This is a genomic window from Rhodoblastus sp., assembly GCF_041915505.1.
GTDB lineage: Bacteria > Pseudomonadota > Alphaproteobacteria > Rhizobiales > Beijerinckiaceae > Rhodoblastus.
On the sequence record NZ_JAYSBG010000517.1, the window covers coordinates 1 to 1,653 of the forward strand.

At 66.7% G+C, this 1,653-nt stretch carries 3 protein-coding genes; 1 reads left to right on the top strand and 2 read right to left on the bottom strand.

Annotated elements, in window-relative coordinates:
- On the top strand, window positions 1-360 hold a 360-nt coding region (locus ACE3S9_RS19310; RefSeq protein WP_374548099.1), incomplete at its 5' end, for a phosphoribosyltransferase.
- Here ACE3S9_RS19310 and thpR read toward each other — a convergent pair.
- The gene (thpR, locus tag ACE3S9_RS19315; protein WP_374548100.1) at window positions 361-906 is read right to left on the bottom strand and encodes an RNA 2',3'-cyclic phosphodiesterase; all 546 of its coding nucleotides are present in this window, start codon (window positions 904-906) and stop codon (window positions 361-363) included. It abuts the gene before it with no gap.
- An 11-nt stretch (window positions 907-917) separates the two neighbouring features.
- Window positions 918-1,541 (bottom strand): arylesterase, encoded by a 624-nt coding sequence (locus tag ACE3S9_RS19320; RefSeq protein ID WP_374548101.1) that lies wholly within the window; start codon window positions 1,539-1,541, stop codon window positions 918-920.
- Between the last annotated feature and the right edge of the window lie 112 nt (window positions 1,542-1,653).

Consider the following 1,653-nt stretch of genomic DNA (forward strand, 5'->3'; position numbering starts at 1 on the left):
CTTGCGCCCGAGGTCGATTTCATCCAGATCGCCAGCTATGGCGCGGGCGTGCAATCCTCCGGCCGCACGGAATTGCTGCGCGACCTTCAGGCCGATGTGACCGGCCGCGACGCGCTGCTGATCGACGATATTCTTGAGTCTGGCCGCACGCTGGCTTTTGCGAAAAACCTGCTGCTGGAGCGGGGCGCGCGGCGGGTGCTGATCGCCGCGCTGCTGGAAAAGCCGCACAAGAAGGAAATCGAGGTCGCGGCCGATTTCGTCGGCTTCGCCTGCCCGGATCGCTTCGTCGTCGGCTATGGCATGGATTACGCCGGCAAATACCGGCAATTGCCCTTTGTCGGCGCGCTCGACGGCATGTGATCAACCCAGCGGATAGACGGCCTCGACCCGATAGGGGCCGCCGCCCACCGAATCACGCGAGGAAAACAGCGCGAAGCGCGCCGCCTCGAAGGTGAGCGCCAAAGGATAGGCCCGCTCCGCCAGCCAGCCGCCGACCGCGCCGGCGGTGACGCCACGCAGCCGCGCCAGCGTGACATGGGGCGCGAATTTGCGGGTTTCCGGCGCCAGCCCGTTGCGCCGGGCGATGGCCTCCTGCGCCGCCTGCAGGCGGCTCAAAAGCGCGTCGGGCTTGACCCGCGCATAAAGCGCGCGCGGCTGGCGGCCGCCGAACACGCCGATCTCGTCGAAGGTCAGCCGCAGCGGAACGCCGCCGGTCAGGGCCTCGGTCTCGATGAGATCGTCGGACAGGGCCTGCGCCGTGCGCGGGTCGATATCGCCGAAGAACCGCAGGGTGACATGGTAATTCTCCGGCTCGATCCAGCGCGCGCCATGCAGCCCGCCGCGAAAGAAGGCGAGCTGCGCCGCGATCTCGGGCGGGACTTCGAAAGCCGTGAACAAGCGGGGCAAGGTCGTTCCGATCAGTTCTTTGTCTGGCCGTCTTTGGGCGGGTTGTCTTTGGGTAATCCATCGAGCCAGGCGATCATGACCGGCAGGATGCCGGCGACGATGGTTTCGACGCCCGCGCGATTGGGATGCGACCCGTCCGGCAATTGCTTGTCGGGATGGCCGGCGACGCCGTCGAGGAAGAAGGGATAGAGCGGCGCCTGGTAATGTTGCGCCAGCGCGGCGAAAAGCGGCTCGAAACGCTCGGCGTAAGGCCCGCCGAGATTGGGCGCCGAGCGCATGCCGGCAATCAGGAAGGGGATTTTCCGTGCGCGCAGATGCGCCAGAATCGCGTCGATATTGTCGCGGGCCTTGTCCGGATCGAGGCCGCGCAGCATGTCATTGGCGCCGATCTCGACAATGGCGCCGTCCGCGCCGTCGCCGAGCGCCCAATCGAGCCGCTCCAGCAGGCCGGCCGAGGTATCGCCGGAAACCCCGGCATTGACGATTTCGACGTCGTAGCCCTTGGCCTTCAGCGCATTCTGCAGCACCGCCGGAAAGGCCTGGTCGGCGGGAAGACCAAAGCCCGCGGTCAGGCTGTCGCCGAGCGCGACGATGCGCAGCGGATGCGCCTGGGCGGGCGCGGACAAGCCGAGCATCAGGACCAAAGCCGCGAAAAAAATTTGGCGAAAGCGGAGGAGCCGCCCATATGGGGCGAAGGCCTGCTCCCTGGCGGGCTGAAAAAATGCGGTCGTCATTGCGGCCTTTCCG

Bases quoted from the DNA above. Each gene is read 5' to 3' on its own strand.
- ACE3S9_RS19320 (WP_374548101.1), bottom strand. From the start codon at position 1,541: ATGCTCGGCTTGTCCGCGCCCGCCCAGGCGCATCCGCTGCGCATCGTC.